This is a genomic window from Desulfurispirillum alkaliphilum (genome assembly GCF_055378285.1).
The window spans coordinates 770285-794327 of record NZ_AP042405.1; the positions used below are offsets into that span (position 1 = coordinate 770285).

Annotated in this window: 24 protein-coding genes; 9 read left to right on the forward strand and 15 right to left on the reverse strand. The window is 58.1% G+C overall.

From position 1 onward, the window contains the following. Positions 1 to 11: 11 nt before the first annotated feature. The 8 genes from ACZ46I_RS03675 to gspG form a co-directional block, all read right to left on the reverse strand. Complete coding sequence (locus ACZ46I_RS03675) at positions 12 to 389, reverse strand: hypothetical protein (RefSeq protein ID WP_013504710.1); 378 nt, start codon at positions 387 to 389, stop codon at positions 12 to 14. Between the two features lie 147 nt (positions 390 to 536). Beyond that, on the reverse strand, positions 537 to 1052 hold the full coding sequence (gene gspM / locus ACZ46I_RS03680; protein WP_464281455.1) for a type II secretion system protein GspM: 516 nt from the start codon (positions 1050 to 1052) through the stop codon (positions 537 to 539). Beyond that, positions 1049 to 2356 (reverse strand): type II secretion system protein GspL, encoded by a 1308-nt coding sequence (gene gspL / locus ACZ46I_RS03685; protein ID WP_464281456.1) that lies wholly within the window; start codon positions 2354 to 2356, stop codon positions 1049 to 1051. The genes gspM and gspL overlap by 4 nt, the downstream gene beginning before the upstream one ends. A gap of 13 nt (positions 2357 to 2369) precedes the next feature. Next, positions 2370 to 3338 carry a type II secretion system minor pseudopilin GspK gene (gene gspK / locus ACZ46I_RS03690; RefSeq protein WP_464281457.1) on the reverse strand — a complete coding sequence of 323 codons (969 nt, stop codon included), beginning with the start codon at positions 3336 to 3338 and terminating at the stop codon, positions 2370 to 2372. Further along, the gene (gspJ, locus tag ACZ46I_RS03695) at positions 3335 to 4012 is read right to left on the reverse strand and encodes a type II secretion system minor pseudopilin GspJ (protein ID WP_464281458.1); all 678 of its coding nucleotides are present in this window, start codon (positions 4010 to 4012) and stop codon (positions 3335 to 3337) included. The genes gspK and gspJ overlap by 4 nt, the downstream gene beginning before the upstream one ends. Next, positions 4012 to 4431: a type II secretion system minor pseudopilin GspI gene (gene gspI, locus ACZ46I_RS03700; protein WP_013504705.1), complete on the reverse strand. Its 420-nt coding sequence runs from the start codon at positions 4429 to 4431 to the stop codon at positions 4012 to 4014. The genes gspJ and gspI overlap by 1 nt, the downstream gene beginning before the upstream one ends. Next, on the reverse strand, positions 4415 to 4924 hold the full coding sequence (gene gspH, locus ACZ46I_RS03705; RefSeq protein ID WP_041725848.1) for a type II secretion system minor pseudopilin GspH: 510 nt from the start codon (positions 4922 to 4924) through the stop codon (positions 4415 to 4417). The genes gspI and gspH overlap by 17 nt, the downstream gene beginning before the upstream one ends. 13 nt (positions 4925 to 4937) lie before the next feature. After that, positions 4938 to 5399 carry a type II secretion system major pseudopilin GspG gene (gspG, locus tag ACZ46I_RS03710; RefSeq protein ID WP_226508330.1) on the reverse strand — a complete coding sequence of 154 codons (462 nt, stop codon included), beginning with the start codon at positions 5397 to 5399 and terminating at the stop codon, positions 4938 to 4940. Between the two features lie 397 nt (positions 5400 to 5796). Between gspG and ACZ46I_RS03715 the strand changes: the two genes are divergently transcribed. Next, positions 5797 to 6135, forward strand: coding sequence for a P-II family nitrogen regulator (locus ACZ46I_RS03715; protein WP_013504702.1), 339 nt, complete (start codon positions 5797 to 5799; stop codon positions 6133 to 6135). Positions 6136 to 6200: 65 nt separating this feature from the next. Further along, entirely contained in the window at positions 6201 to 7616 is a 1416-nt protein-coding gene (glnA, locus tag ACZ46I_RS03720; protein ID WP_226508329.1) for a type I glutamate--ammonia ligase, read from the forward strand. Between the two features lie 270 nt (positions 7617 to 7886). Here the strand turns inward: glnA and mtnP are convergent, their stop codons facing one another. Further along, a complete protein-coding gene (mtnP, locus tag ACZ46I_RS03725) occupies positions 7887 to 8744 on the reverse strand; it encodes an S-methyl-5'-thioadenosine phosphorylase (protein ID WP_464281459.1) in 858 nt (285 codons plus the stop codon). A 98-nt stretch (positions 8745 to 8842) separates the two neighbouring features. On the opposite strand from mtnP, the gene lysA reads away from it, so the two are divergent. Genes lysA through ACZ46I_RS03750 form a run of 5 tightly spaced genes read left to right on the forward strand, consistent with a single transcriptional unit; the run spans position 8843 to position 13172 of the window. After that, positions 8843 to 10087 (forward strand): diaminopimelate decarboxylase, encoded by a 1245-nt coding sequence (gene lysA, locus ACZ46I_RS03730; RefSeq protein WP_464281460.1) that lies wholly within the window; start codon positions 8843 to 8845, stop codon positions 10085 to 10087. Further along, on the forward strand, positions 10084 to 10953 hold the full coding sequence (dapF, locus tag ACZ46I_RS03735) for a diaminopimelate epimerase (RefSeq protein WP_013504698.1): 870 nt from the start codon (positions 10084 to 10086) through the stop codon (positions 10951 to 10953). Before lysA ends, dapF begins: the two co-directional genes overlap by 4 nt. A gap of 3 nt (positions 10954 to 10956) precedes the next feature. Continuing rightward, positions 10957 to 11838, forward strand: a complete 882-nt coding sequence (gene dapA / locus ACZ46I_RS03740; protein ID WP_013504697.1) for a 4-hydroxy-tetrahydrodipicolinate synthase — start codon at positions 10957 to 10959, stop codon at positions 11836 to 11838. Between the two features lie 14 nt (positions 11839 to 11852). Further along, a complete protein-coding gene (dapB, locus tag ACZ46I_RS03745) occupies positions 11853 to 12656 on the forward strand; it encodes a 4-hydroxy-tetrahydrodipicolinate reductase (protein WP_013504696.1) in 804 nt (267 codons plus the stop codon). A gap of 15 nt (positions 12657 to 12671) precedes the next feature. Beyond that, positions 12672 to 13172 carry a hypothetical protein gene (locus ACZ46I_RS03750; protein WP_226508327.1) on the forward strand — a complete coding sequence of 167 codons (501 nt, stop codon included), beginning with the start codon at positions 12672 to 12674 and terminating at the stop codon, positions 13170 to 13172. Positions 13173 to 13303: 131 nt separating this feature from the next. Here the strand turns inward: ACZ46I_RS03750 and ACZ46I_RS03755 are convergent, their stop codons facing one another. The 6 genes from ACZ46I_RS03755 to ACZ46I_RS03780 form a co-directional block, all read right to left on the reverse strand. Then, a complete protein-coding gene (locus tag ACZ46I_RS03755; RefSeq protein ID WP_464281461.1) occupies positions 13304 to 14716 on the reverse strand; it encodes a hypothetical protein in 1413 nt (470 codons plus the stop codon). A gap of 386 nt (positions 14717 to 15102) precedes the next feature. Beyond that, positions 15103 to 15465, reverse strand: coding sequence for a copper-binding protein (locus ACZ46I_RS03760; protein WP_013504684.1), 363 nt, complete (start codon positions 15463 to 15465; stop codon positions 15103 to 15105). Positions 15466 to 15970: 505 nt separating this feature from the next. After that, positions 15971 to 19099 (reverse strand): efflux RND transporter permease subunit, encoded by a 3129-nt coding sequence (locus ACZ46I_RS03765; protein ID WP_464281462.1) that lies wholly within the window; start codon positions 19097 to 19099, stop codon positions 15971 to 15973. Continuing rightward, positions 19096 to 20574, reverse strand: coding sequence for an efflux RND transporter periplasmic adaptor subunit (locus ACZ46I_RS03770; RefSeq protein ID WP_464281463.1), 1479 nt, complete (start codon positions 20572 to 20574; stop codon positions 19096 to 19098). Before ACZ46I_RS03770 ends, ACZ46I_RS03765 begins: the two co-directional genes overlap by 4 nt. Further along, a complete protein-coding gene (locus ACZ46I_RS03775; protein WP_464281464.1) occupies positions 20567 to 21784 on the reverse strand; it encodes a TolC family protein in 1218 nt (405 codons plus the stop codon). Before ACZ46I_RS03775 ends, ACZ46I_RS03770 begins: the two co-directional genes overlap by 8 nt. 54 nt (positions 21785 to 21838) lie before the next feature. After that, positions 21839 to 22156 (reverse strand): hypothetical protein, encoded by a 318-nt coding sequence (locus ACZ46I_RS03780; protein WP_464281465.1) that lies wholly within the window; start codon positions 22154 to 22156, stop codon positions 21839 to 21841. Between the two features lie 242 nt (positions 22157 to 22398). Between ACZ46I_RS03780 and ACZ46I_RS03785 the strand changes: the two genes are divergently transcribed. Both ACZ46I_RS03785 and ACZ46I_RS03790 read left to right on the forward strand, forming a co-directional pair. After that, a complete protein-coding gene (locus tag ACZ46I_RS03785; RefSeq protein WP_013504679.1) occupies positions 22399 to 23436 on the forward strand; it encodes a TRAP transporter substrate-binding protein in 1038 nt (345 codons plus the stop codon). A gap of 93 nt (positions 23437 to 23529) precedes the next feature. After that, positions 23530 to 24042, forward strand: a complete 513-nt coding sequence (locus tag ACZ46I_RS03790; RefSeq protein ID WP_464281466.1) for a TRAP transporter small permease — start codon at positions 23530 to 23532, stop codon at positions 24040 to 24042. Position 24043 lies beyond the last annotated feature (1 nt).

Here is a 24043-nt window from a genome sequence, read left to right on the forward strand (position 1 = left end):
GACAACACCACTCAGCGACCACCGTGAATTCGCATCAGAACACAGATATAGGGGGTTCCCGAAAAGAGAACCCGCCGGGTTTCCACAATTTCAAAGGTGGGATTGTCCCGCAGGTGGGGAGGCAGAATGCGCCCCTGTCGACGCGAAAGTTCATCATGTGCCAGGGCAATCGCCTGCTCGCGGGCCACGTCTTCGGAAGCCTCAATGGGAACGCACTCGGAGGCGTACTCCAGGCCATAGGAAGATGAGGTGAAAAATATCCAGTCCGGCAGCGGTTCCTCTGAGAAGCCTGCAGAACGCTGCTGGCCAGGTGCCACACAGGCGCTCAGGAGCAGCGCCACCATGATCAGCAGTACACACATCGCAGTGGAAGAAACTGTTCTGTACATCACGGCCTCCTCATTCTTGGTGACTGCACAAAAAGAGCCGCAAACGCCTCGTAAAAGATACAGGCCGCTGTTTTATTCCCGCCTTTTCTGTCTTTCCTTTGTGCCTTTGTGAGCTTTGTGTGAAAAATCGTCTTTCTCAGCAGCCTGTCAGCGGCTCAGCACCGCCCGCACATTCACCATCCCCGGCCCCGCACTGTCAACGGCAACCTGGCTGACAGTGATGCGATGCTCCACCTGCAGTTTTTCCACCCAACCCGCAAAGGCGTGAAAGGGAACCCCTTCCAGCCAGACCCGCAGGCCAGTGGTACCGTCCGGCTCAAAGCGACGCAGGGCAATATCCTGGGCACGGGCCACTTCGCTGACAAGCCTCAACAGAGACTCCGTGGATGCTTCACCGCCATTCGAGCGAGGGGCGAGCCCCTCCACTACATGGCGATTCGCGTGCATCCACTCAAGCAACTCAACCTGGACGGCATGCTGGCGCCTGGCCTCTTCCAGGCCGCGCTGACTGGGCAGCCAGAGCCCCAGGTAGAGGATGGCAACAACCACGACAACCGCCAGAAGCAAAAGCGCTCGCTGGTCGTTGCGGGAAAGACGATGCCAGGCAACCATGGCTGAATTGAACACCGGGTGACTTTTCAGGGTTGTCATCAGGGACTTCATGGGCGCTTCCTCAGGATCAGGCGGCTTCTGACAATATTTCCATCGGCCACCGCTGATTGAATTTCGGCCTCAAAGCCACTGCTCTCAAGATCAGCACGGTACTGCTCCAGATGTTCAAAGCTGGCGAAGTGCACCTCCAGCATCAGATCTCCGCGCTGCTGTGAGTAACTGATATGGCGCATGGTCACATTCCCCCCGGCCAGCAGTGGCTGCAGGGGATTTCCAAGGCCTTCCAGCAGGCCCAGGAAGGTTTCATCGGTGGAGGCACTCTGGCCGGCGCGGTTGATGTGGCTTTGCATTTGAGCCCGGATATTGACAATACGCTGTTCCTGGGGAAAGAGCTGTCGGTAGAGCTGCCTGGCCTGATCTTCCAGGGCCTGGGTCTGGCGGCTGACATGGGCGGCCTGCACAAAGCCGCTGGCAACTTCCACCACAAACCACACCAGGAAAGCGCCTGCGGCCAGAGCCCACGGCAGGCGATTCGCGGCCGTCCTGCGGGTGACACGAAAATCCCCCTGCAGGAGGTTCATGGGACAGGCACCACTGCCAAAGCGCTCAATATAGTACTGGCACTGCAGAGCAAACGGATCGCCATGATAGTGATTCCAGTGAACTTCGAAGCGGCTTTCACTGCGCAGCTCCGTTTCCAGGGCCGCATATTCCAGGGGGACATTTTCGTCCGGCAGCCAGACATGCAGCGGCAACGCTTCCTGGGACTCGCGGCTCTGCAGATAGCCCTCCAGCAGGAGCCCAAGGGAAGACGGATGCACCGCGGTGGCATCCAGAGGGTCGGTCTGCAGCAGGCAGCGTTGCCTGTCGGGCGTAAAGTCAAACCAGGCCTGCCACAAAGCATTTTTGCCCTGCGGGGAAGGGGGAACGCACAGGGTATCGGGAACCAGAACATCGGGGGCAATGGCGCAGGCACTCAGGCGCTCCATCCAGCTTACCATGCGCTCACGGTCAACAACCATGGTGGCAATAGCACCATCGCTGCGGCGCGGTCCGATGGCGATGTGCACCTCATCAAGGTCCTGGGCCAGCTGCTCTTCAATGGCGTAGGGGAGAGCCTGACGAACATAACGGCTGTTTCGGGAGGGTATGCTGGCACTGGTCAGCAGCACCTGCTCACCAGGAACCATCACCACCGTGCGCCGGGGAGTTTTTTCCGCCGGCAGGGAGGACAGGACATCCTCCAGGCGACCTGTATATACCTGATCCGGCCCCTCGTAGCCCTTGAACATCCAGCGGGCTTCCCCGAAGTTCTGAGGGGACATCGGTAACATCTGCAGAAAAAGCGTGTCCATGGGTATCCTTTATTTATTCAGGTGCGGCGGGAGCGGGAGTTCCACCGACCTGCCCGTACTCGCGACCCAGAAGGTAGGTTCTCTCAACATCCCGGTAGATATAGCTGGTCAGAAAAACACTGCGGCCGGCAAACTGTGCCGTGGTCTCCACCTGAAAGTGGCTGCTGGAGACCGTCAGCCCCTGGCTGGAGACCTCCATTCCCGCCAGAAGCGGATGTGTCAGAAACTCCTCCACACTGTCAAAACCCTCCTCGGGTCGGTTTTCCACCAGCTCAGCTGCCGCCGATTCACTGAGTGCCGGGAAGATGCTACGCAACACGAGTGCCGATGCTGTATTTATATTTACGGGATAACCCGGCGCCAAAGCAACCACAAATGGGCGCAGCTGCTGATACTCTTCGAGCTCCAGTCCATGGATCAGGCGCAGCTCCGAAGGACATCCCATGGGGGCATCGGCCGTGCGATACGGAATCGGTTTATCCAGGTATTCCAGATCCTCCGCCCCATCCAGAGAGAAGGGTTCCTGATCGCTGTCGAGCCAATCGACTATGGCATCGGCCAGCGTTGGACGCAACCCCAGGGCATCCAGCAGGTTGCGCAGGCGCTGCAGGGCTACAGCATTCACCTGTCCCGCCGTGACCACGCTATTGATATTCAAACGCCCCTGCAGATCCAGGATACTGACCTGCAGGGCGCCGTGCTCCACTTCAAAGGGTGCCAGGGGCTCGGCCCAGCTTTCGCCGGGATGATCCACAAAGCGGGCGCTCTCGGCATCCGCCAGCATGTCCTGATAGAGGATCTGTCGGGCGTACTCCTCGCCGCCCAGGGCGTACAGGTGGGCCTGCTGATAATCCAGCAGGCCCGATGTCGTGCGGATATCCATCTGCTGGCGCTGCAGCATGGCTACAGCCACGGTACTGGCAATGAAAAAGACCAGCATGACCGTGATAAGCGCTACACCGCGCTGCCCGTATCTTTTCACGACTCCCCTCCTTCTTCACCACCGGAGGGAGGGGGGTCATCACCCGTACCGGAATCAAAGAGCGATGGAGGCAGGGCTGCCAGGGCAAAGACACGCCGGACTTCACCGAAGGTACCGGTCTCAAGAACCAGTTCCAGGCCGGTCAGGATCAGCTGCTGGGGAATCTGGGGCGCCTCCAGGGGAGGCCAGACATCATGCCACATGCCCGTGGCATCCACCACCCGCACCTGCAGGTGTTCCACACCCTCCAGCAGCGTCTGGACACGGGGCTCACTCTCCCGGGACCGGTCGAGCACATCCCAGTAAAGACGCAGCAGCGAGCTGCCATCAAAGTCATAGGCCACGCGCTGCTGGGTACTGCGTGGATGCTGCAGGGGATTGGTCCAGCCACGCCGGGTGAACTCCAGCGTATAGAGCCCGCCGCCCAGCTGCAGAAAAGGCTGGTGATCGCCATACTCATCGCGAATACCCCGGGCGTGTATCTGCTCGATATCCAGGGCCAGAAAACGCATGGCGCGCTGCAGACTGCGCAGCTCATCGCTGTGAACCTGAGTGATCTCCTGGGTGCGGAAAACGGTGTTCATCACCTGGTAGGAGCCGGCTCCGATCAGGGCAAAGATCGCCACGGCAATCAACACTTCCAACAAGGTAAACCCTGCCTGCCGCCGTACCATCAGTGCTCTCCCCGGAAGCCCACCAGGTGAGCCAGGTGATCCTGCTGGCGCAGGGCGAAGCTCCCGGCCACGGGAGCCACAAAAACCTCAACGCGCCGAAGATGTTCGGACGCCGTCGCCTCCACCACGCGGGTCAGCTCCCAGCGGCGGTCACCCAGGGTCACTTCGTCGGAAGTTCGCCCGATATCCGGCCACTGGGGGGCAATCAGCACCTCCATGATGGCATCGCGGGCAATCCATGAAGCCATGGTGCGCTGTTCCAGGTAGGCGGCCTGACGGCTGTTGCCACCCAGGGCACTGAGCAGCGCCGCCGAGGCCACCGCAAAAACCGCCAGGGCGATCATGACTTCCAGCAGGGTGAACCCGCGGCTGCCAGTGCGGGAATTTTTGGGGAAGAGCGTTTCAGGGATATTGGGCAAAAGTGATATCCTGTATGCCATCGGTTGAAAGACGATAGTGGGGCAAAGTGGTACTTGAAGCATGCCACTCCACCACAAGGGTAAAGGGGGAAACCTCCCCCGAAGAAAGCAACAGCACGGTGGGAACCGGGTCAGAGTCGCTCAGCTTCACGGCTCCCGGCAAAACCGGACGATGCTCCTGCTCCAGATGCAGGCGGATTTCAGATCGCAGCTCATGTTGACGGAGAGGGCCTTCTTCAAGAGCCACCCATCGCGCTTCTGCAGGGTCGTAGAGAAAGAAACCGTATCCACCAAAGTCCGTGGCAAACCCCAACTCCCGGCCATTATAGACGGCCTCGTCGGCAGCCATCTTCAAGACGGCGTGCAGGCGACGGGCTTCACGCTCCAGCTCCCGCTGACCGCTGCTCTGGCCCATGGTCATCACCGTGACTGACGCCAGAATACCGATGATGACCAGGACGACCAGAATTTCAATCAGGGTAAAGCCCTTCACCGACAAGCCTGAATCAGAGATCCCAGTTGCCGATAACCGCATTCACTCCCTCACCACCTTCACGGCCATCGGCACCAAAGGAATACAGGTCATAGGTGGCACGGGTGCCGGGGCTGATGTACTGGTAGTCATTCCCCCAGGGGTCGCGGGGAATATTCTTGAGGTAGCCTTCGGAGTTCCAGTTACGCGCTTCAGGAAAACCGGAAGGACGCCGTACCAGCGCATCCAGTCCCTGATCGGTGCTGGGGTAGGTGTGGTTATCCAGGCGGTACATTTCCAGCGCGTTGGCAATGGCGCGGATATCTGCCCGGGCCGCTGTGACCCGTGCCTCGTCGGGACGCTGCAGGATATTGGGCACCACCAGGGCCGCCAGAATACCCAGAATCACCACTACGACCATGATTTCAATCAGCGTAAAACCTTTGGCCCTGCTGTGCACGCGTGTTGCACGTCGAACCCTAACCCATTTCTTCATAAACGTATTCCTCACTGAGTAATATTCACGCAACACACTGAGCTCACATGATAAAAAAAACTACACCACTATTCAAAAAGAATTTCCGCCTGCTTCCGGTAATCCCCGACAACACGGCACTCCACTTCTATCCGGAAAGAGACTGAAAATCCCTGTCTCCTTACTCTCCATGACAGCATAGGGGAGGTTGCGCCACGGTACCAGTGAAATATCGCTCAAGACGAATGCATAAATTTTGTGCAATCCATGCTCGCCATGGTCACTTTCTGTTCATCTTTTGCAATCCACTCCTGTCGATAACCGTGTAAACCCTCTGTTCATGCTTAGAGAGAGTTTGGCCCATATGTTGCAGGTAAACGAGGGCAAGTTACGAAACCTTTCGAGAGGAGTGTGGGTTATGAAAAAAATAGAAGCGATCATCAAGCCCTTCAAACTTGACGATGTAAAAGAAAAACTTGAAACTATCGGCATTCAGGGCATTACCGTCAGTGAAGTCAAAGGGCTTGGCCGTCAGAAGGGTCACACCGAGCTTTACCGCGGTGCCGAGTATGTCATCGACTTTCTGCCAAAGGTGAAGATTGAGCTTATCGTTGCTGACAGTGCGGTAGAAGATGCCATCAATGTGATCATGGAAACAGCACGCACTGGACGCATCGGCGACGGGAAAATCTTTGTACTGCCCGTTGAGCGCGTGGTGCGCATCAGAACCGGCGAAGCCAACGAAGACGCCATATAACGCTGACAGCCACAGAAGCTGTTATTTCAGAGTATTCAACGCAATTACACAACGAGGTGCACCCTATGTTCAGAAGTATTGATGAAGCCGCCAAGTATATCCGCGACAATGGTGTTGAAGCCGTTGACTTCCGTTTCACCGACCTGTTTGGTGTGTGGCAGCATATCACCATTTCCGCTGCGGAAGTCGGTGAAGAAACCCTGGAGAACGGCCTGGGTTTTGACGGCTCCTCTATCCGCGGCTGGTGTGAAATCCACAACTCCGACATGAGTTTCGTCCCCGATGTCACTTCCGCCTTTGTCGATCCCTTCTTCCGCCGCAAGACCCTGGTCTTCTGCTGCGATATCGTGGACCCCATCACCACCGAAAAATACAATCGCGATCCCCGCAATATCGCCGGCAAAGCCATCAATTACCTGAAGCAGACTGGCATCGCCGACACCGCCTACTTCGGTCCCGAAGCGGAATTCTTCATCTTTGATGACGTGCGTTTTGACAGCTCCCCCCAGGGTGCATTCTATTTCCTGGACTCCAAGGAAGGTACCTGGAACACTGGCGCCGACGAAATGCCCAACCTGCAGTACAAGCCGCAGTTCAAGGGCGGTTACTTCCCCGTCCCCCCCATGGACTCTCTCCACGAGCTGCGCTCCGAGATGGTTGAAGTTATGGAGAAACTGGGTATTGTCGTTGAAGCCCACCACCACGAAGTGGCCACTGCCGGTCAGGTGGAAATCGACGTGCGCTTTACCGACATGCTCAAGCAGGCTGACATCATGCAGCTCTACAAGTATGTAGTGCGCAACGTGGCTGTGAAGAACAACAAGACTGTCACCTTCATGCCCAAACCTCTCTACGGCGACAACGGCAGCGGCATGCACTGCCACCAGTCCCTGTGGAAAGATGGCAAGCCCCTCTTCAGTGGTTCCGGCTACGCTGGCCTGAGCCAGGAGGCCCTGTGGTACCTGGGCGGCATCATCAAACACGCCAAGGCCATCGCCGCCTTCACCAACCCCACCACCAACTCCTACAAGCGTCTGGTGCCTGGCTTCGAAGCCCCTAACAAGCTGGCCTACAGCTCCCGTAACCGCTCTGCCGCCATTCGCATACCCATCGTGAACTCGCCCAAGGCGCGCCGCGTGGAAATCCGCTTCCCCGACCCCACTGCCAACCCCTACCTGGCCTTCAGCGTTATGCTCATGGCCGGCCTTGACGGTATTGAAAACAAAATTGATCCCGGCCAGCCTCTGGACAAAAATATTTACGACCTGGATCCCGTGGAACTGTCCACCATTCCTTCCATGCCCGCCTCGCTGGAAGAGTCCCTGGCAGCCCTGGAAGAAGATCACGAGTTCCTGCTCAAGGGCGACGTGTTCACACCTGACATCATCGAAATCTGGTGTGACTACAAGCGCAACAATGAGATCAAGCCATTGTCCCTGCGCCCGCACCCCATGGAATTCAGCATGTACTACTCTTACTGAGGAGCATACTCCCGGAATTTTCATCTGCACAAAAGCCCCCGCCATTCGGCGGGGGCTTTTTCAGCGTTGTAACTCTTTACGGTGTGTTGGTACTCGCGCCAGCATTCCTCCCAGAGACGCTCACTTTCGTCCGAAGACCAACGTCTCTGCCGCTCGCCATCCGGGCTCGCTCTCGGAATACTGGCGCTCCTGCTGAAAAAAACGCAGGGTAGCCGTGAATGGTTACAGAGCGTTTTGAAAACCAAAGAGTGCAGGAAACTTCCCAACCCCTTATTGCCAGTACTTGCCGTACAGGGGAAAGAGTTTTTCGCGCAACTCGCGGGAAATGGCATCGGCGGGGGTGATGACGGCATTGGCCGCTGCGCTTCCGCATTGACAGCCAGTATCTATGGTTCTGGCTGCCAGCACCTGCAGTACCTGTTTGGCGTTTTCCACATTGCGGTGCATGATCTCCAGAACCATTTCCACGCTGACGTGCTCTTCGTCTTCCTTCCAGCAGTCGTAGTCGGTGGAGAGGGCCAGGGTGGCGTAACAGATCTCCGCCTCACGGGCCAGTTTGGCTTCGGGCATATTGGTCATGCCCACCACGTCGGCGCCCCAGGCTCGGTACATGTGGCTTTCGGCGCGACTGGAAAACTGTGGCCCCTCCATGCAGATATAGGTGCCATGGCTGTGCAGGGTCACATCCAGAGAGCCAATGGCCTGCTTCAGGGCATCGCGCAGACAGGGACAGGTTGGCTGCGCCATGCTGACATGGCCAGTGATGCCCTTTTCAAAAAAAGTTGCGGGGCGATCTGCCCGGGTGAAATCGATAAACTGGTCCACCAGCACCATATCGCCGGGTTCAATGTGCTCACGCAGACTGCCGACAGCGCTGACACTGATGATTTTCTCGACACCCAGAAGTTTCATGGCAAAAATATTGGCCCGAAAATTGATTTCTCCGGGGGGGATGAGATGCTGACGCCCGTGACGGGGCAGGAAAAACAAGGTTGCGTCACCCAGGGTTCCCTGAACAATGATATCGCTGGGGGGGCCATAGGGGGTATCCAGCTCCACTTCCTGGACATTCTTCAGGGCATCCATTCGGTACAGCCCGCTGCCGCCGATAATACCAATTTTTGTCATACTGCTGCGACTCCACTTTTTTTGGACATTTCCAACGGATTTCTTATATAATCCCAAGGATTAAATGTCAAACTACCCCCTAGAACGGTGTTTTAACTATGGACTTTTTTACGTACCAAAATGGCGAACTGCACTGCGAAGAGGTGCCTCTGTCACGCATAGCACAGGAAGTGGGCACCCCGGTTTACGTCTACTCCCAGCGAACTCTGGAGCGTCACGCCCAGGTCTTCACCCAGGCCTTTGCCAACCTGAATGCCATGATCTGCTTTGCCGTCAAGTCCAATAGCAATATTCATATCCTGCGCGTTCTGGCGGAACAGGGCATCGGAGCTGACATTGTCAGTGGTGGCGAACTCTATCGTGCTCTGAAGGCGGGGATCCCCGGCGAGAAGATTCTCTTTGCCGGTGTCGGCAAAAAAGCCGATGAGATGGAATACGCCCTCAATGAGGACATCTTCATGTTCAATGTGGAGAGCATGGAAGAGCTTGACCTGCTGCAGGCAACCGCCAAGCGCCTGAACAAGACCGCTTCCGTCGCACTGCGCGTCAACCCCGATGTGGACGCCCGCACCCACCCCTATATCTCCACCGGCCTCAAGGAAAACAAATTCGGCATTCCCATGGAAAGCGCTCTGGAAAGCTACCGCTACGCCCACAGTCTCTCCTGTATCCGCGTGCGGGGCATCCACTGCCACATCGGCAGCCAGCTGACCGCCATAGAGCCCTTTGTGGATGCCTTCGTCATCATTAAAAACCTGGTCCGCGAGCTGCTGTCAGAAAATATTCCCATCGAATATATCGACATGGGTGGCGGCCTGGGCATCACCTACGACCAGGAAAAGCCCCCACTGCCTACGGAGCTGGCCGCTGCCATCGCGCCGCACCTGAAGGAAGTTCCCTGCAAACTCATCCTGGAGCCAGGACGAGCTATCGCCGGCAACACCGGAGCCTTCCTCACCCGTGTCCTCTTCACCAAGGACAATGGCTCCCGGAAATTCCTGATCGTCGACGGCGCCATGAACGATCTGGCCCGTCCCTCCCTCTACGGCAGTTTCCATGACATCCGCCCCGCCGTGGTCCGCGAGGGGAATACGGAAGTGGTGGATATCGTTGGCCCCGTGTGTGAGTCCGGCGACTTCTTCGCTAAAAATCGTCCTTTACCCCCCTGCCACCCCGGCGATATACTCAGCCTCATGAGCGCCGGAGCCTATGGTTTCACCATGAGCTCCAACTACAATTCCCGCCCCCGGGCCGCAGAGGTTCTGGTAAGCGGCGACCGCTACCGGGTCATCCGGCAGCGGGAAACCTATGAAGACCTGACAAGACTTGAGGAACTATCGTGAATACTTTTTCCCATGCTGGCTGGAACGGCTCATTCACCAAAATCAGCGGCACCGGCAATGACTTCATTGTCATCAACGACCTGGCCCGCACCATCAACTACCGCTCCATCCAGGAGATCATTCCCCGCATGTGCCATCGCCACTTCGGCATCGGTGCCGACGGAGTGATCTTTATCCAGCAGAACGCCCCCACCGACATCCAGTGGCACTTCTACAACGCCGATGGCTCCCGGGCCGAAATGTGCGGCAATGGCGCCCGCTGCGCAGCACGGTATATATTCTCCCAGGGCATCGTGCACGAAAACAGCTTTAACCTGCACACCGAAGCCGGCATGATCGGAATCCGCCTGGATGAGCAGCGGCTCATCGGCGTTCAACTCACCAAACCCCACGATCACCGCAGCAAGTACACCATCAAAACCATCAAGACTGAATACCTGCTCTCCAGCATCAATACCGGCGTTCCCCATGCCGTGCTGCAGGTATCGGATATTGAAAGCTTCGACCTCATGAACATGGCCCCGGAAATCCGCTTCCACGAAATGTACGCCAGCGGAACCAACGTCAACATCTACGAGAAGGTAGCACCGGATACCATCCGCGTGCGCACCTACGAGCGGGGCGTGGAAGGCGAGACCCTCTCCTGCGGAACCGGCAGCGTCGCCGCCGCCATCGTCGCCTGCCTTGACGACAGCGAAGTTTCAACGGAAGTCCACGTTATCACCAACGGCGGCGAACTGTTTATTTCCTTTGACAGAGCGCTGAATTCCGTTACCATGACCGGCGATGCCCACATTCTTTTCACCGGGACCATCACTCCAGACCTGATAAACAACAAACTCCAGCTTACGGAAAAAGAGGTATAGTGTATGCAGCAGTTACAAGGAGCCATCGTTGCCATCATCACCCCCTTCAGAAACGGCAAGTTTGATGAAGACGCGTACCGGCAGCTGATCGAAAATCAGATTGAAAACGGCATCAGCGGCATCGTTCCCTGCGGAACCACCGGAGAAAGCACCACCCTCTCCCACGAGGAACACCAGCGCGTAATCCGCGTCTGCATTGAGCAAGTAGCCGGAAGAGTTCCCGTCATCGCCGGAACCGGCTCAAACTCCACCGCCGAAGCCATCAGCCTGACCGAGCACGCCCTCAAGGATGGTGCCGACGCCGCCCTCTCCGTAACGCCATACTACAACAAGCCCAGCCAGGAAGGCCTCTACCAGCACTACCGTGAACTGGATCGCATTGGCATTCCCATCGTCCTCTACAACGTCCCCGGACGCTGCGGAGTCGACCTGCTGCCCGAAACGGTCGCCCGCCTCGCCGAACTGGACAACATCGTCGCCATCAAGGATGCCACCTCCAGCATGATCGTCGCCTCGGAGATCCGCCGCCTGTGTGGCGACAAAATCACCCTGCTCTCCGGCGACGACCTCACCGCCCTTGGGCAGATGGCCCTGGGAGGACGAGGCGTCATATCCGTCATATCCAACATCATCCCCGGCCCATGGAGCCAGATGGCCGCCCTCGCCCTCGCGGGCGACTTTGCCGCCGCCTGCGAAATCCACGACCGCTACTTCCACCTCAATCGCCTGCTCTACCTGGAAGCCAATCCCATTCCCGTCAAAACCGCCGTTGCCATGATGGGTAAGTGTGCCGATGAATTCCGCCTGCCCCTGACCAACCTCAGCCCAGGCAACCGGGAGATCCTCGCCAAAGAGCTGGCGCGCCTGGAACTGATCCGCGCATAACACAGGAGAGACATATGCTGAAAATAGCCATCATGGGCGTTACCGGGCGCATGGGAACCACCATACTCAACCTGGTGGAAAAAAGTGACCACTGCCAGCTCGCCGCCGCCATCGACGCCCCCACATCACCCTACCTGGGCAAGGACAGCGGCGAAATCGCCGGATTCGGCACCAATGGCATCGTCATCACCGACGACCTGGAAGCCGCCCTCAGCGAAGCTGACGTGGTCATCGACTTCACCCACGCCGACGCCACCGCCGGCAACGCCCCCCGACTGGCCAAAATCGGCATCCCCCTCGTCATCGGCACCACCGGACTCAGCGCCGAAGGCCAGGCAGCCATCAATGCCGCCGCTCAGCATATCCCCATCGTCTTTGCCCCCAACATGAGCACCGGGGTGAACGTGACCCTGAAACTGCTGGAAATGGCCGCCACTATCTTTGGCGACGACTACGACGTGGAAGTGGTGGAAGCCCACCACAACCGCAAAAAAGACGCCCCCAGCGGCACCGCCATGAAAATGGCCCAGGTACTGGCTCAGACCCTCAAGCGGGATCTGGCCACCGACGCCGTGTATCATCGAGAAGGCATGATCGGTGAACGCACCAAAAAGGAGATCGGCATCCAGACCATCCGCGGCGGCGATATCGTCGGCGACCACACCGTCTTCTTCTGTGGCCCCGGCGAGCGCGTAGAAATCACCCACCGCGCCCACAGCCGCGACACCTTTGCCAGCGGAGCCATACGCGCCGCCACCTGGGTACACCATCAACCCGCCGGCCTCTACAGTATGTTTGATGTTCTGGGCCTGAAATAACAACAGGAGCACGCCATGTCCACGTACCGCTGCAACAAATGCCGAATGCTCTCTTTCAGTGAGCCATCGCCATCCACCTGCCCCCACTGCTCCTATGAAGACACCTTCGAGGAGTTCAACGGTGAAACCATGGATATGGAACAGTACATCAAAACCCAGATCAGCGGCGACTCCTGGGAAGCCACCCGCCTGATGGCCTATGGTCTGCTGGCCCAACAGCTGGGCTACCCCCAGGTCGCCGACGTCATGGGCAAACTGGCCGAAGAAGAGCTACGCCACGCCGCCGGGTTTGTGCAGCGGGACGAGGACACCACCGATAAAAACGACATCATGGAAATGATCAAGAAACTCATCGAAGGCAAAAAGGGAAGCCGTAAACTCAAACTGGAAGGCAGCTCCCACGCCCGCGCCGCCGAAAACCCCCAGATGGAAAGCTGGTTCCGCAACTGCGCCGACGATGAAAAGCGCCATATCAAAAGCCTGGAGTGGTGCCTGAAGCAGCTGCAGAAACTCTGAAGGCAGAGGCTCTCGCACCCGATCGCTCGCCCGCAAAGAGAGTCAAGCAACGCAGTCTGTGCAGAACCATTTCCGCCATTCCAGCATGCTATTAGTGTCAGCCGGGGGATGTGAAACTTCAGTTATAATACTCAGTTGACGTTGTCACGATTCTGCCAGGCGTGCTCAAGCCAGTGATCGCGCATCTGTTCGCTGGTGCCTGTTTCGATATGAGGATTACCTGGAATAGTTCCCGTTACAGGCACTCCGTTGATCTGCGTTGGAGTGAGATCAATAAACGGTATGCCCATGCTGATGTCAAAAGTTCCAAAGCGAATATGTTCAGCCACCAGATTTTGCCATTCATCACTTTCGCCCTGAGATTGAGATATGTTGATAAATAAACCATAATGACTCAGCAGATAATAATCGAAACTCCCCCACCACGTATTCGCTGTTTTGGACCATGCATCACAATGCAGGTGCAGAACATTCACCCGTCGTTGCGATTTATCCCGAAAACTTCCGACAATATTGGGTGTGAATGTCAGTTCGAATACCTGATTTAGCCAAGAGTCTTCGTATTCAAGAATAAATTTCTCACCCGCCGTTAATTGAATGGGAAAAATGAGATCATCATCATCCAGTGCAATAAGCCCATCTCTTTCATTGATCATGGGAAATGAGGCATACACACCTTTTGTTGGTAATCCCAAAATACTGTCACAATGCAGCCCTTCGCATTCAGTGTCGGGATTTGGATTATAAAATCCACCGCCACCAGAGAAGGTCTCCCATTCACCATCTTCATAGTAAGAATCTTCATATTCATCATAGAAATTGGCATGTATCCGCCGGATATGCTTGCTTTCGTCACGGTAGGTAAGAATAAACTCACGTAACCGTTCATAACCCTTTTCATCAGTATACTCCCATTCGCGATAAAAATAATCCGTAGTCCAGGTTCCAGGGTGAGGTACTAAATAGTCGGTCAGTGCAATATGCTGAACTTTTTCAGGGTCGGTCTGAAGTTGAATGGCATCAATGCCACCCAATGGGTCATAGGCTTCCTGAATGCCTTGAGGAGCCCATGTGACAGGTAAAAGAATCTGTGATTCCTCAGCTACCTGAATGCCATTATTCCCCAGATTGAGATTCACGTTTTCAGTGCTGGTGCCCAAACTGAATGCCCCCAGGTTCCCATCAAATGTCAGAGCCCCCAGGAAGTTCATGGTGGCGAGATCAAAGCTTGTCAAACTACTCAGCGTATTCTTGGAAACCAGGAGTTGATAGTTTCCGCTGGTGACGATGGCAGTGGAAGTGTTGCCGTTTTCATCCACAGCAATTAACAGAAGTGATACATTGAAACCATCACTGGAAACGCCTGGTAGTGATGATATAGTGATCTGACCGCTGAGTTGCACCTGAGATACCGTTTCCACTTCCACTTCGGGCTCATCACCTCCACCACTGCTACTGCCGCCGCAACCAACCATGAACAGAACGATTGCCAATATCGAAAGGCTGGTAAAAATCCACTTACATGATACCGCCCTGATGACCATGGGGCACCTCTTTCTCTGTTTCTGATTTCAATGATGAAGTAAAACGACTACACCGTTCGTACTAAGAGGTAAATACACCGCAACAGACTATAGGTAAACATAAAACCGTCCATCGGTAAACAAAATAAACATAGGTCGCATATTACATCGCGATATTGCATTTTACAGAAGGCCTTATTCTTATCATGTCTGGTTATTTCCGTGCCTTCCGCGTTTTCCGTGGTCAAAATCCCCCTTGCCATTCTTTCATGCCCTGGTGTCTCGAGTGAGCACAGCGAGCGGGCGAGAGGCCGGTCTTCTCGTAACCGGTTTATCCACGTTGCACTTGTGAGATAAAAAAAGGCTCCCGTTACCGGGAGCCTTTTTTATTTCGCAGATGCCACTCTTCAACGCTTGCGGATACCGGTGATGAGATAGTCTGTCTCGGTCAGGCGCTTGAGGTCAAACACGATGCGATCGCCTTCTGCAAGTCCTTCGGCGATGGAGGGGTTCTCCAGGTCCAGCTCCATGGTCATGGCGGGCCAGCGCAGGGCGCGGATGGGTTCATGGTGCAGGGTGATGGTTCTGCCGGTGGGGTCGAGGGCGATGACTTCGCCATTGGCACTGACGGTGCTGCCAATGGCTCCGCTGGCCGAGCCGTGGCTGCTGTGTCCATGGTTTCCATGCCCGTGACTGCTGGCCATGGTGATGGCGGCGGTGAGTGAGAGAAGGCTGACGGCGGCGATGATGGCGATAATGGACTTTTTCATGGGACAACTCCTTGAGTTTGGTTTGTGTATGTAAGGTCTCTTTCAACTTTGTACATTGTCCTTTTTTGGTTCGGCCAAAAAAAGACCAAAAAAAGCCGCCCCCCAACGCCCGTTGATCCGGTTCGTTTGCTCGCCTGGACTGGAGATCCGGCAGACGCTGCATCCCTGCAGCTCTGCCGGACCACCTGCTTCCTGCAGGTGTCCCGTGCGGGTCTTGCCAGCCAGGCTTCACACTTACCGGACGGGCTCAGGGGGGATTTGTGTCTTCTATCTATCCCCCGTGTGCTGTCCCAGCCAGGACGCTGCCATTGGAACGCGGTAGCCCAGCTACTATTTGAAAATAGTAGCTGGGCGCTTTTGCGCCACTTTGGGCGGGTCAAAAGTGGCGCAAAAGGACTGAAGTTACAACACCTTTCATGCCTCTGAATACGATCGAGATATGTGACGATTATCTCCTGGTTCAGGGTGCGGCCTTTAGGCCTCTTTCCACGCTTGCTCCAATGAACTATGCACATTTCAACTGTATCCGTTTCCACAGATAGTAAGCGGCGGGCAGTACCACCAGGGTCAGTACGGTGGCGCTGACCATTCCACCCACCATGGGGGCGGCGATGCGGCGCATGACTTCCGAGCCGGTGCCGGTACTGAGCATGATGGGCAGCAGGCCGATGATGATGGTGGCAACGGTCATGACTTTGGGGCGCACGCGCAGCAGGGCGCCTTCAATCACGGCTTCCCGCAGCTCATTCAGGCTTACTGTGCGACCTTCGTCGGAGGCTTTCTTCTTACGCGCCCGCAGGGCCTGATCCAGGTAGACCAGCATCACCACCCCGGTTTCGGCGGCTACCCCAGCCAGGGCGATAAAGCCCACGCTGACGGCGATGGAGAGGTTGTAGCCCAGCAGGTGGAGCAGCCAGAAGCCGCCCACCAGGGAGAGGGGCAGGGTGGCCATGATGAGCAGGGCTTCGCCCACCCGGCCAAAGCTCAGGTAGAGAAGGAGCATGATGATGGCCAGGGTCAAGGGGATGACCACTTTCAGGCGCTCGTTGGCACGCTCCATGTATTCATACTGGCCGGACCAGCTGATGGAATACCCGGCGGGCAGCTCGATGAAGCGGTTGACGGCGTCGCGGGCTTCGGCCACATAGCCGCCCAGGTCACGTTCCTGGATATCCACATAGGTCCAGCCGCTGAGACGGGCGTTTTCGCTGCGGATCATGGGGGGGCCGTCAGTGATCTCCACGCGGGCCACCTGCTCCAGGGCTACCCAGGCGCCGCTGGGCGTTGCCAGGGGCAGCTGCTGCAGGCGTTCCAGGGAGTCGCGCAGGTCGCGGGGGTAGCGCAGGTTGATGGGGTAGCGCTCCAGCCCTTCCACAGTGGTGCTGATATTCATGCCACCCACGGCGGTGCGGATGACTTCCTGCACGTCGGCCACGTTGAGGCCATAGCGGGCGGCGGCGGGGCGGTCGATATCCACTTCGATGTAGCGGCCACCGGTAACCCGCTCCGAATAGACGGAGGAAGTTCCGGGAACGCCTTCGATCACCTCTTCAATGCGCTCGCCGATCTGCTGAATAACGGCCAGGTCGGGGCCAGCCACCTTGATGCCCACGGGGGTACGGATGCCCGTTGCCAGCATGTCGATGCGGGTGCGGATGGGCATGACCCAGGCATTGGTGACGCCGGGCAGCTGCACGGCGCTGTCCAGCTCTTCGATGATTTTGCGGGTGGTCATGCCGGGCCGCCACTGGTCGCGGGGCTTGAGCATGATGCTGGTCTCCAGCATGGTCAGGGGCGCGGGGTCGGTGGCGGTTTCCGCCCGCCCGGTCTTGCCGAAGACGCGCTCCACTTCCGGCACGGTCTTGATGAGGCGGTCGGTCTGCTGCAAAAGCTCTGCCGCTTTGCCCGCCGAAAGCCCCGGCAGGGTGGTGGGCATGTACATCAGGTCCCCTTCATCCAGCTCGGGCATGAACTCCGAACCCAGTTTGGTGACGGGATAGATCATGCTGGCCGCGGCAAGGATGGTCAGCACCACGATGGTGCCGGGGAAGCGCAGGGCGACCTTGATCATGGGCTGGTACATGGCGACCAGGACACGGTTTATGGGGTTTTTATGTTCCGGCGTAATGCGCCCACGGATGAAGTAGCCCATGAGCACGGGCACCAGGGTGATGGCCAATCCCGCCGCCACGGCCATGGCGTAGGTCTTGGTGAAGGCCAGGGGCGCGAAGAGGCGCCCTTCCTGGGCTTCCAGGGTGAAGACCGGCAGGAAGCTGATAGTGATGATGAGCAGGGCGAAGAACAGGGGCGGCCCCACTTCCGTGGAGGCGCGGCTGATGATGGCCCAATGATCCTCGTCACTGTCTGCCTTGCGCCGTTCCAGGTGTTTGTGGGCGTTTTCAATCATGACGATGGCGGCGTCCACCATGGCGCCAATGGCGATGGCAATGCCCCCCAGGGACATGATGTTGGCGTTGATGCCCTGCAGCTGCATGATGACAAAGGCTCCCAGCACGCCCAGGGGCAGGCTGATGGCGATAACCAGGGAGGAGCGGAAGTGCAGCAGGAAGAGCAGGCACACCAGCACCACCACGATCAGCTCCTTGATGAGGGTGTCGCGCAGGTTCTCCACTGCCCGCTCGATGACGCTGGAGCGGTCGTAGGTCTCCACGATTTCCACCCCTTCGGGCAGGCCATCGCGAATTTCATCAATCCTGGCCTTGACCCGCTCAATCACGGCGAGGGCGTTTTCGCCGGAGCGCATAACCACAATGCCTCCAACCACTTCACCTTCACCATCCAGTTCGGCGATACCCCGGCGCATCTGGGGTCCGGTGGTGATTTCCGCCACATCGCCCAGCAGAAGGGGGGTGCCGCTGGAGCCGACCTTCAGGGGCACCTGGCGCAGGTCTTCCACGCTCTGGATGTAGCCCTTGGCGCGGATCATATACTCGGCTTCGGCCATTTCGATGGCCGAGCCGCCGCTCTCCAGATTGGCCCGCTGCACGGCGCGGGAAACATCAGCCGTACTGAGCCCGTAGGAGCGCAGGCGAAAGGGGTCAACGGTGATCTGGTACTGGCGCACCATGCCACCCACGGTGGCTACTTCCGACACTCCTTCCACGGTCTGCAGTTCATATTTGAGGAACCAGTCCTGAATACTGCGCAGCTGTCCCAGGTCGTGGTTGCCCGTGCGATCCACCAGGGCATACTGATAGACCCAGCCCACGCCGGTGGCATCGGGCCCCAGGGAGGGGGTGGCCTCCGGGGGCAGGCTGCCGGCGGCCTGGCTCAGGTACTCCAATACCCGCGCCCGCGCCCAGTAGAGGTCGGTGCCATCTTCAAAGAGGACGTAGATATAGGAGTCGCCAAACATGGAGTAGCCACGCACGGCCGTGGCCTTGGGCACGGCCAGCAGAGCGCTGGAAAGTGGGTAGGTCACCTGCTGCTCCACCACCTGGGGAGCCTGGCCGGGGTAGGTGGTCTTGATGATCACCTGCACGTCGGACAGATCGGGAATGGCGTCCAGGGGCGTCTTCTGCAGGGAATACATGCCCCACAGGGCCAGGAAGATGCTGGCCATCAGCACCAGCAGGCGGTTACGCAGGGACCAGTTGATAATAGCGGCAATCATGGCCGCACCTCCTCCCCGTGAATACGCAGGGCCACAATGCGGAAGGTGATTTCATCCAGGGCTTCCAGGGCAAAGGCGAATGCATCACCGGGCTGCAGGTGGTCGGGAACGCTCAGCCCTTCAATCAGGTCCAGATCCATGGTCATGGCGGGCCAGCCCAGGGCGGGAATGGGTTCGTGGCTGAGGTTGATGGAGCCGGGATTGCGGCCGGGGCCTTTATAGATGCCATCACTCCACACTTCGTCACCGGGCTGCAGCTCTTCCAGAGTCTCCAGGCGGGTAAAGGCACCCCGCAGGCTGCTTTCGGAGTCGATGAGGAACTGGGCCGAGATGACCACACGCTCGCCTTCCTGAAGGCCAGCCGTGATCTCCACCGTGTCGGCGGTCATCAGCCCGGTGCGCACTTCCACCGCCTCAAAGCGGCCTTCATCACGGGCGACGATGACCCGCTGGGTATTGTCGCTGCGGATCAGGGCCTGACGGGGAATTGCCAGTACATGGGGGCGGCTTTCGGTGGTAATGGCGGCGCGGGCAAACATGCCGGGCTTGAGGGTGCCATCGGGGTTGGCAACGCTCAGGCGCGCCCGCAGGGCGCGGCTGGAGGAATCAAGGGAGGGGTAGATGAATTCCACCTGCCCCTGGAGGGCGTCATCGCCGGGGTTCAGCTGCAGCGTGGCCACCTGACCGGTTTTCACCAGGCGCGCCTGGTGCTCAAATACCTCCACCAGTACCCACACCGAGGAGAGGTCGCTGATGGTGAGGATATCCATGCCGGGGGTAATGTACATGCCTTCGCGGATATTCAGTTCGGTGACGACGCCATCCTGGCGGGCGTACACCGGGATAAGCTGGCGCACCCGTCCGTCCCGTTCAATCTGCTGAACGGTCTGGCGACTCAACCCCAGGGAGAGCAGGCGCTCGCGGGCGGCGTCACTCACGGCAGGCTGATTCATCGTCAGGGCGCGCAGGAACTCCTCCTGGGCATTGACAATAGTGGGGGAGAAGAACTCCAGCAGCAGCTCGCCCTGTCTCACCCGCTGGCCGAGGCTGCGGGCGTGCAGGCGTTCCACCCAGCCCTCAGCCCGCACATGCACGTGGCTCAAGCGGGTTTCGTCGTAGTCAACATAGCCAACGGCTTCCACTACGGGCTCCATGGTCATGCGTTCAACAGGGCGGGTGCGTACCCCCAGGCTCTGGGTGACTTCCGGCGCCACGAAGATGCCACCGCCACTGCCACCCTGGTCGGCATAGATGGGAATGTAGTCCATGCCCATCTCGTCCTTGCGGGGCACATCGGAGGTGACGCGGGGGTTATGGGGGTGCCGGTAGTAGAGGATTTCCCGCTCGGCGGAAGCCCCATCGGCCACTTCGTGGTCACTGTGGTCGTCGCTGGACAGCCAGTTCAGGGCTACGGCTCCCAGGGCCAGCCCGGCGGCAAAGGCGAACAGGATGGCGAGAAGGGCAGATTTATTCATGGTGGGCTCCATTGGAGTAGTAGAGGAGGTTGGCCTGGATCTGGGCGGCATCGGCCAGCAGGCGCTGGTGGCGCAGCTGGTTTTCCAGTTCGTACACCGCAGCCCGCAGCAGGCCATCGAAATTGGCGCTCAGGTTCTGGTAGCCGGAAGCAGCGGCATCGCTGACAATGCGGCTGTGGGGCAGCACAGTGGTGCGGGAGAGTTCAATGCGCTCCTGCAGGCGCTGCCAACGCTGGTGCTGGGTGCGCAGGTCGCTTTCCAGCTGGCGCAGCTTCTCGATCCGATCGAGGCTGGCCGCGCTGGAGCGCTGGCGGGCCGCACTGGCATTGCGCTCCTGCAGTCTGCCGGGAGCGATGGGAATACCTACCTCCACCATGATGGTGAACGTCTGGTCATCGTTGTCGGCGCGGGCGTAGAGAGCATCCACCATGAAGCCGCTGTAGTACTGTCCGCTCAGGCGCACATCATTTTCCAGGGCCCTGATGGCGGCGTCATCCGCCGTAACGGCGGGATGGGCTGGCAGCGTTGACAGGAGTTCATCCACTGGGGGCACCGTGGGCAGATCGGGAAGGTCGTGGGGCAGCTCCTGCTGCCAGGCGGCTTCGCCCACCCAGCGGGCCAGGGCGGAGCGGGCATCGTCGCGGGCAGAGAGAATGCTGGTGAGGCGATCCTGCTGCATGGCCTGCTCCAGCTCCAGCATGAGCATCTGCTGCTGGCTCAGGCGGCCGGCGGCGTACTGCTGACGGGCCACGTCGGCCAGGTCGCGCAGCAGATTGGAGTGATGGTCCACGATAGCCACCGCCCGCTGCTGATACCACAGCTCCAGATACGCCCGCTGCACGTTGCGGTTGAGCTGGCGCTGCCAGTCTTGCTGACGGGCCAGCTGGGCATCGGCCTGATGCTCAAACTGCTGGGAACGCAGATTCAAGCGACTGGAGCGGGGGAATTCCTGACGAACTCCCACCATGAACTCGCTCATCATTTCCGACTCTTCATAGCCCAGCAGCAGTTTTGGGTCGGGCAGGCGCCCCGCGGCGACCGACTGCTCACGCAGGCCGCTGGCACGGGCTTCCAGGGCAGACAGGGAACCGTCGCGCTCGTGAGCCATTTCCAGGGCACGGGGCAATTCCAGCGCTGACGCTATGCTCGGCCACAGGCCAAGAAACAAGACGAGAGAGAGTGTCTGATAAAGTGGGGCTTTTGCTCCCATGATTTTCTCCTGACGAAAAACGTTACACCGACACAGGTCGGCAAGCGGCTCTTGTCAGGAAGCGAGAGGTGGTTCGGGCAGGATTTCGCTGAGGGGATCGGGCAGGAAGGAGTGGTACTCCATGACAGGGACGCCCAGCAGGTTGACATGAAAGCTCAGGCTGGCTGCGGGACCCACTGGTGCCAGGCAGATGCAGCTGTCGCAGAATCCGCTGGCCATGTCACCGCATTCGCCACTGTCAGAAGAGGTATCGACAGCACTATGATGGCCGTGGTGGCCGGAGTCCATGCTGAGCTGCCCGGCATCGGAAATGGCAACACTGTGCACACTCCCCGCCATCAGGCTCTGGGAGAGCAGAAACAACACCAGCATGGTAGCGCCGAATACGCGTGAGATTTTCATGGTGATAAGAGTTTGACAATTCCCCCTAAAAGTCAAGTAATTTTATCGAAATAAGGGGATTATGCTCATCTTCAAACAGCTTCGCTCGAATACCAGTCAGGGCAAACCTCCTCCTGAAGAAGAAAATCGAAGCACCGGTTGAATCATCCGTTTTCTTTTTGCTGACCCTATGCTAGATTCTTTCAACCGCTGTTTTAAAAAGGAGAAGAGACATGATAGCTTCCTGGCGAAGATTCTGCGCACTGGTTTTCTGTATCGCCCTTGCTCTGCCGGCACAGGCCCAGAGCGACCCCACTGCCGCCTGGCAACCTTCCTTTGATCCCAGTAAAGCTGAGCACACCTACATCCTTTCCAATATATCCCACCCGGCCATTGAGGGTGTTGGCGTCGGATACCGCATCCGGGACAAGGTCTGGGAACGCTCCAACGGGAGACTCTATGTGGATTTCCGTCCCCTGGCTCAGTTGGGTGGCGAGCGCGATGTTATCAGCAAGCTGCGCATGGGCGCGGTACATGGAATGCTTTCTTCGTCAGTGGCAGCCGCCAATGTGGCCGATAAGCTTGGAATCGTGAACCTGCCCTATGTGGTGGACACCTTCGAAAAACTTGATAAGTTCATTCAAGATGAAGAACTCTTTGAAGAGTTTCGCCAGAGCCCCCGTCGCCAGGGAGTCATCGCCGTTGATATCACCAGCTACGGCACCTACGGCTGGGCCACCACCAAGCCGGTACGCAGCCTGGAAGATGCCCGGGGCGTGAACTTCCGTATCGCCGAAGCTCCCGTCAATATCGATATTTACCGCGCCTGGGGCAACCGCTTTACCGTCATGCCCTGGCCCGATGTTCCCCAGGCCCTGCAGACCGGCGTCATTGACGGCCTTGACCACACTCCCACTGTCAGCAATATCACCGGAAAATTCGATGTGGCCAAGTACTTCACCGAAGTCAACTACGCCCAGGGCCTCTTTATCCACCTGATCAACGAACGCTGGCTCAACCGCCTGCCCGCTGATCTGCGCGAAATCCTGCTGGATGTCATCGCCGAAGAGAGTGCCAAATCCCGCGAGCTGGCCAGGATTCAGCACGAGGAGCAGATTGCCGCTGCCAAGGCCAAGGGCGTGGAGTTCATTCCCCTTTCGGCCGCTGACAGACAACGCCTGATTGAGCTGGCTGAGCCGGTGTACAAGACCTGGGGTGAACGGATCGGGGCCGATTATCTGCAGCGCGTGCGGGATTCACTGGAAAAATAAATCATTTACTGGCATAATCGGCGGGTTTTTCAGAAGCCTGCAAAAGCCGGGAAGCAGGTGCTTCCCGGCTTTTTTTGTTGGAGTCATGTCAGTATGAAACGAGCATTTCGCTTTCTGGACCGCCTGCTTGGCCATGTGGAAGACTGGAGCCTCTTCACGGCCGTCATGATGGCTCTCTTCGCCGCCATGACCAATATCATTCTGCGCAAGACCACCGATATCAGCCTGTACTGGTCTGACGAAGTGGTGCGTAAGGTTATCTTTTTCACTACCTTCATGGGAGCCAGCGCCGCCATCCGTCGCCGGGCCCTCATCCGCATTGATGCCGTTCCCCAGCTCCTGCCCATTTTCCACAAGCCCCTTACCGTGCTCAGCCATGTGGCAGTACTGGTCTTTGCCGGTATCATGATCTGGCTCGGCCTGGGCATGACCATGCTGGTATATGATGATCCCTTTGCCCGCACCTCTACCCTGCAGATTCCCGAGTGGTACTTCTACGGCCTGCTGCCCCTGGTGGGATTCATGATGTTCATCCGCACCTGCATGCAGATCGTGGAAGACTGGCAGGACTGGCGCAGCCCGACTTCAGATAAGGAGGGCGCGTAGC

What these genes read in the sequence shown, in the direction of transcription:
- ACZ46I_RS03675 (WP_013504710.1), bottom strand. Translation starts at nt 389, where the DNA reads ATGTACAGAACAGTTTCTTCCACTGCGATGTGTGTACTGCTGATCATG.
- gspM (WP_464281455.1), bottom strand. Translation starts at nt 1,052, where the DNA reads ATGAAGTCCCTGATGACAACCCTGAAAAGTCACCCGGTGTTCAATTCA.
- gspL (WP_464281456.1), bottom strand. Translation starts at nt 2,356, where the DNA reads ATGGACACGCTTTTTCTGCAGATGTTACCGATGTCCCCTCAGAACTTC.
- gspJ (WP_464281458.1), bottom strand. Translation starts at nt 4,012, where the DNA reads ATGGTACGGCGGCAGGCAGGGTTTACCTTGTTGGAAGTGTTGATTGCC.
- gspG (WP_226508330.1), bottom strand. Translation starts at nt 5,399, where the DNA reads ATGAAGAAATGGGTTAGGGTTCGACGTGCAACACGCGTGCACAGCAGG.
- ACZ46I_RS03715 (WP_013504702.1), top strand. Translation starts at nt 5,797, where the DNA reads ATGAAAAAAATAGAAGCGATCATCAAGCCCTTCAAACTTGACGATGTA.
- glnA (WP_226508329.1), top strand. Translation starts at nt 6,201, where the DNA reads ATGTTCAGAAGTATTGATGAAGCCGCCAAGTATATCCGCGACAATGGT.
- mtnP (WP_464281459.1), bottom strand. Translation starts at nt 8,744, where the DNA reads ATGACAAAAATTGGTATTATCGGCGGCAGCGGGCTGTACCGAATGGAT.
- lysA (WP_464281460.1), top strand. Translation starts at nt 8,843, where the DNA reads ATGGACTTTTTTACGTACCAAAATGGCGAACTGCACTGCGAAGAGGTG.
- dapA (WP_013504697.1), top strand. Translation starts at nt 10,957, where the DNA reads ATGCAGCAGTTACAAGGAGCCATCGTTGCCATCATCACCCCCTTCAGA.
- dapB (WP_013504696.1), top strand. Translation starts at nt 11,853, where the DNA reads ATGCTGAAAATAGCCATCATGGGCGTTACCGGGCGCATGGGAACCACC.
- ACZ46I_RS03750 (WP_226508327.1), top strand. Translation starts at nt 12,672, where the DNA reads ATGTCCACGTACCGCTGCAACAAATGCCGAATGCTCTCTTTCAGTGAG.
- ACZ46I_RS03755 (WP_464281461.1), bottom strand. Translation starts at nt 14,716, where the DNA reads ATGGTCATCAGGGCGGTATCATGTAAGTGGATTTTTACCAGCCTTTCG.
- ACZ46I_RS03760 (WP_013504684.1), bottom strand. Translation starts at nt 15,465, where the DNA reads ATGAAAAAGTCCATTATCGCCATCATCGCCGCCGTCAGCCTTCTCTCA.
- ACZ46I_RS03765 (WP_464281462.1), bottom strand. Translation starts at nt 19,099, where the DNA reads ATGATTGCCGCTATTATCAACTGGTCCCTGCGTAACCGCCTGCTGGTG.
- ACZ46I_RS03770 (WP_464281463.1), bottom strand. Translation starts at nt 20,574, where the DNA reads ATGAATAAATCTGCCCTTCTCGCCATCCTGTTCGCCTTTGCCGCCGGG.
- ACZ46I_RS03775 (WP_464281464.1), bottom strand. Translation starts at nt 21,784, where the DNA reads ATGGGAGCAAAAGCCCCACTTTATCAGACACTCTCTCTCGTCTTGTTT.
- ACZ46I_RS03780 (WP_464281465.1), bottom strand. Translation starts at nt 22,156, where the DNA reads ATGCTGGTGTTGTTTCTGCTCTCCCAGAGCCTGATGGCGGGGAGTGTG.
- ACZ46I_RS03785 (WP_013504679.1), top strand. Translation starts at nt 22,399, where the DNA reads ATGATAGCTTCCTGGCGAAGATTCTGCGCACTGGTTTTCTGTATCGCC.
- ACZ46I_RS03790 (WP_464281466.1), top strand. Translation starts at nt 23,530, where the DNA reads ATGAAACGAGCATTTCGCTTTCTGGACCGCCTGCTTGGCCATGTGGAA.